Raw genomic sequence first — 3,672 nt, 5'->3', positions numbered from 1 at the left:
TTTTTTTGCTCTGCTTCCTTTCTTGCATATTCCTCTAACGCTAAAACAAAGATAGCAGATTTTGAGAATCCCTTTTCCTTTGCTATTTTTTCAACTAGTTCAAACTGCTTATCAGTCAAACCAATAGACACTCGTTTCTTACTTTCAGCCATCGCTCTTCCTCCTAACTACGAGTTTTCAATTATTTTACTTTTTTTACACATTATTGTCAATTTTTTTTACCAAATAACGAAACACAACCTAAAATGTCGCTAAAATGTCGCTAAAATGTCGCCGAAAAATTGCAGGCTGTAACCCTTGTGAGAGTAGGGATAAAATCGATTTTTTAACAAATTTGGCACTCGGCACTTTATGGGGGGTCGTAGTACGGAAGCAAAATTCGCTTCCTTGCCCCCAGTTTTCCCAAATTCCAAATTTTTTTCAAAAATTTTCCAGCGCTACCGCTCGGCAAAATTGCACGCAATTTTTTAAACCATAAGACCATGAGGGAATTTCATTCCCTCAAACTCCCTTGAGCCTCTTCCTACCGAAATAGTGGACTATCGCTTATTATTTCATTCAGTTATCGGCTTTCATAATCTAACAGCGAACCTCTTCACTGCAAAGCCACGCTACGCTCAAGGGCTTTTACGTTACGAGAACCGCTGTTTTAACGATTATGCCGACAACTAAACGAAATAAACGCTAAAACGCCTTAGAACGCATTTCAGACACATTTAAAACCTTTTGCTTATGCTATACTCATTCATGGCAACTGCCCCGAAAGGGGGTGTTGTAATGCTTAAAGAAATCATCACATTGGTTGTCGCCCCACTTTTTGTGGCGCTAGTAACCACCCTAGTCGATCATTGGTTAGATCATCGAGACGACAACTAAAAAGCAGTTGCTGACTAACCCACGTGCTTGCAGTCGCAACAAGTAAAAAAACGCCCAACCTACTCGACATAGGTTGGGCGTTCGTGTTGTAATGCTATTCGAAATCATCACATTTCGCACATTCATTATAGCATGATTCAAAAAATGAGCCAAGTTTTCTCTTTTACAATTAGCAGCAATACAATTTAAAATCAAACTAGAAGCTATTTTTAGGCTGATACAGGCTTTTTAAAAACAAAACAATATAAATATACCCATTCTAATTAAAATGCCTTAGAACGCATTTTATGAGCTTTTAAAATAATTTGGTTTTTACTCGCACGTTTACTTTTGATTAAACTAGCGAAGTCTGTTTAATTAAAAGTAAATGTTTAGTTGAGCAAAGCGAAACCAGAAAGGAGCAAACAATATGAAATTAGATTACAGAAAAACATTTGAAATTGAGATAATCAATGAATTTCAATCAGCGATTCACTCAAAAATGTTGAACTTTGTTTTAAATAATAAATTCGATAAAAGTGATTCTAAAAACCCACAAACAAACTTACTAAATCAATTATCAAACATGAATCAAATTAATTTATTTAAATTATCTCTTGAAGAACTAGAAGCCTATCATGAGTATTTACGAGCGATAAAAAAATATGCTGATAGCATCACATGAAAAATAATTTCACAATTTTCAAATAGCTTAATACTTGAAAACTGCCCTTTTTTGACTAAAATAATAATTGAAAAGAAAATATAGAAAGGATTGATTATTATGTCAAACGAGATTCAAAAACGTAACTCAGACACATATAACATGACACCTTTTAATTTTTTCGAAGACTTTAGTCGTAATTTATTCAATGATTTTAAGCCAAATTTAATCAAAACAGATATTCATGAAACTGATAATGAATATTTTGTAGAAGCTGAACTTCCTGGTATTCCTAAAGAAGACATTCAAGTTACTTACGAAAACGGAGTATTAACAATTAGTGGCCAACACCAAATTGATACAGCAACCGAAGATAAAAAAGGAAGGTTGATTCGTAGCGAACGTAGTTTAACAAGTGTCCGACGTCAATATTTATTAGAAAATGTTAAAGAAGACGAAATAAAGGCTTCTTATTCAGAGGGAATTCTTAAACTAACCTTGCCAAAAGATAGTAACAAAGAAATAAAAAAATCTATTCCAATTGAGTAGTAATTAAAAAATTACGAAAAAAAGGCGCCTATAAAATTTTATAGACGCCTTTTTTTCGTAAAAATAAATTATTTTTTCTTTCTCCATTCACTATCTAAAATCGAATAAATAATTTGATCTTAATAACCATTATCAACATGGGTCTCCATTCCCATAATTATATTAATATCATTTGGTGTTGCAGCACAGAATTTCAGTCTTTCAGTTTCAAAAGCTATAGCTTGAAACATAGTACCACTCCTTTTCTATCATTTTTATATACCAAAGGGCGCACTTATACCCACCAAATTTTTCTTACGAAAAATTGATAGGTTTGTGCTAAAAAAAGAGTACAGATCACTTACGTGAAACTATACTCTTTTTCCGTCAAGCGTGTTTGTTAAAATTCGCTTCGCTCTTGTCTAAAATTATTTATCAAAAAAATCTTTATAACTCATCTTTATCAAAAAAGTAATAAAAATCGGTAAACAAAACAATCGTTATTGCTTCTTAAATTCGGCTTTCATATATCCCATCCATTACTTCTGCACGAATGACATCTAGATCCGTTCCACCTGAATTAAGATATTTCAAAATACTCCACAAAGCATCATGCATATACTCAGCTTCAATTACTAAATGTTTTTTACTAAAATCATTATACTGGCTTTTATCAAAACCATTATTATCATAGTGTTCATCAAATATTTTCATTTTCATTCCCTTTCAATTCACCAGTTTCTAAATCGACATCTAATTCAATCTCTTGAATACCATTTTTACGCGCTTGATATGCTCCATCAAAATAAATTCTCATCAAACCCGTTTTAGACACAATAACTTTATTAACTACTCTCATACTATTTAGCCCATAAATAGACCCATACTTCCTTACAAATTTACCTAACTCTAAAATATTAGCTATCTGATATTTTTCGACAATTTCACAGATTATTTCAAAAAGTTCATCCTTTTCTTCGACGTCAAGTGTATTGTAGCGATCAATATCAAAATTATTAAATAGCTTTATATCAGAACTCTTATATTTATATTTATTTTTAGCAATAGCATCTTTTGATTCATGCGTTAAATACAAGTAAGTATTATGAATGCTTGTAGTTATAATCTGAACAGTATTAACACTTTTTTCTCCCAACAATCGTTTGAATTTCAGGCGAATACTATCAGCTGTTACAGGGTTTTTCGAAACATAAATACCATGATAATGCGGCTTTTTATAATGCTTACCATTTCTAACAACATCATCACTCGCCCACTTTGCTTTATTCGTTTTTTCATCCATGTCATGCAATGGGCTTATCGCAATAGGGACACCTAACAATTCCAATTTTTCTTCCCAATCTTCTGGAATACTTTCTGGATACAGAAGAAAAGTGAAGTATCTAGCCTTTTCTTTACTCATTTGCTATAATCACCTTGACAGAACACCAGTAGCAAAAACTCGTTTCCTTTCAAAAAAACACGAGTTTTTGCTTATTTTTTTTGCTCTGCTTCCTTTCTTGCATATTCCTCTAACGCTAAAACAAAGATAGCAGATTTTGAGAATCCCTTTTCCTTTGCTATTTTTTCAACTAGTTCAAACTGCTTATCAGTCAAACCAATAG

At 32.4% G+C, this 3,672-nt stretch carries 7 protein-coding genes; 3 read left to right on the top strand and 4 right to left on the bottom strand.

Annotated elements, in window-relative coordinates:
- Positions 1-152 (bottom strand): ribbon-helix-helix protein, CopG family (locus CBF36_RS12520; RefSeq protein WP_125958608.1); only part of this gene is annotated, 152 nt, incomplete at its 3' end.
- A 580-nt stretch (positions 153-732) separates the two neighbouring features.
- Between CBF36_RS12520 and CBF36_RS11995 the strand changes: the two genes are divergently transcribed.
- The 3 genes from CBF36_RS11995 (at position 733) to CBF36_RS11985 (ending at position 2,068) form a co-directional block, all read left to right on the top strand.
- Positions 733-876, top strand: a complete 144-nt coding sequence (locus CBF36_RS11995; protein WP_306556892.1) for a type I toxin-antitoxin system Fst family toxin — start codon at positions 733-735, stop codon at positions 874-876.
- Between the two features lie 409 nt (positions 877-1,285).
- The gene (locus tag CBF36_RS11990; RefSeq protein ID WP_125958607.1) at positions 1,286-1,540 is read left to right on the top strand and encodes an antitoxin epsilon; all 255 of its coding nucleotides are present in this window, start codon (positions 1,286-1,288) and stop codon (positions 1,538-1,540) included.
- Between the two features lie 99 nt (positions 1,541-1,639).
- Positions 1,640-2,068, top strand: coding sequence for an Hsp20/alpha crystallin family protein (locus CBF36_RS11985; RefSeq protein ID WP_002396183.1), 429 nt, complete (start codon positions 1,640-1,642; stop codon positions 2,066-2,068).
- A gap of 489 nt (positions 2,069-2,557) precedes the next feature.
- On the opposite strand, the gene CBF36_RS11980 is transcribed toward CBF36_RS11985, so the two are convergent.
- The 3 genes from CBF36_RS11980 to CBF36_RS12515 all read right to left on the bottom strand — a co-directional run bounded on the left by CBF36_RS11980 (position 2,558) and on the right by CBF36_RS12515 (position 3,670).
- Positions 2,558-2,761, bottom strand: coding sequence for a hypothetical protein (locus tag CBF36_RS11980; protein WP_002336752.1), 204 nt, complete (start codon positions 2,759-2,761; stop codon positions 2,558-2,560).
- Positions 2,748-3,470, bottom strand: coding sequence for a replication protein (locus CBF36_RS11975; RefSeq protein ID WP_125958606.1), 723 nt, complete (start codon positions 3,468-3,470; stop codon positions 2,748-2,750). The genes CBF36_RS11980 and CBF36_RS11975 overlap by 14 nt, the downstream gene beginning before the upstream one ends.
- Before the next feature lie 71 nt (positions 3,471-3,541).
- On the bottom strand, positions 3,542-3,670 hold the full coding sequence (locus tag CBF36_RS12515) for a CopG family transcriptional regulator (RefSeq protein WP_125958605.1): 129 nt from the start codon (positions 3,668-3,670) through the stop codon (positions 3,542-3,544).
- Positions 3,671-3,672: the final 2 nt, after the last annotated feature.

The organism is Vagococcus bubulae, from assembly GCF_003950315.1.
Classification (GTDB): Bacteria; Bacillota; Bacilli; order Lactobacillales; family Vagococcaceae; genus Vagococcus; species Vagococcus bubulae.
Note: the sequence above shows the minus strand (reverse complement) of the source record. Positions and strands in the feature narration are given on the sequence as shown.

What these genes read in the sequence shown, in the direction of transcription:
- CBF36_RS11985 (WP_002396183.1), top strand. Translation starts at nt 1,640, where the DNA reads ATGTCAAACGAGATTCAAAAACGTAACTCAGACACATATAACATGACA.
- CBF36_RS11995 (WP_306556892.1), top strand. Translation starts at nt 733, where the DNA reads ATGCTATACTCATTCATGGCAACTGCCCCGAAAGGGGGTGTTGTAATG.
- CBF36_RS11980 (WP_002336752.1), bottom strand. Translation starts at nt 2,761, where the DNA reads ATGAAAATATTTGATGAACACTATGATAATAATGGTTTTGATAAAAGC.
- CBF36_RS11990 (WP_125958607.1), top strand. Translation starts at nt 1,286, where the DNA reads ATGAAATTAGATTACAGAAAAACATTTGAAATTGAGATAATCAATGAA.
- CBF36_RS11975 (WP_125958606.1), bottom strand. Translation starts at nt 3,470, where the DNA reads ATGAGTAAAGAAAAGGCTAGATACTTCACTTTTCTTCTGTATCCAGAA.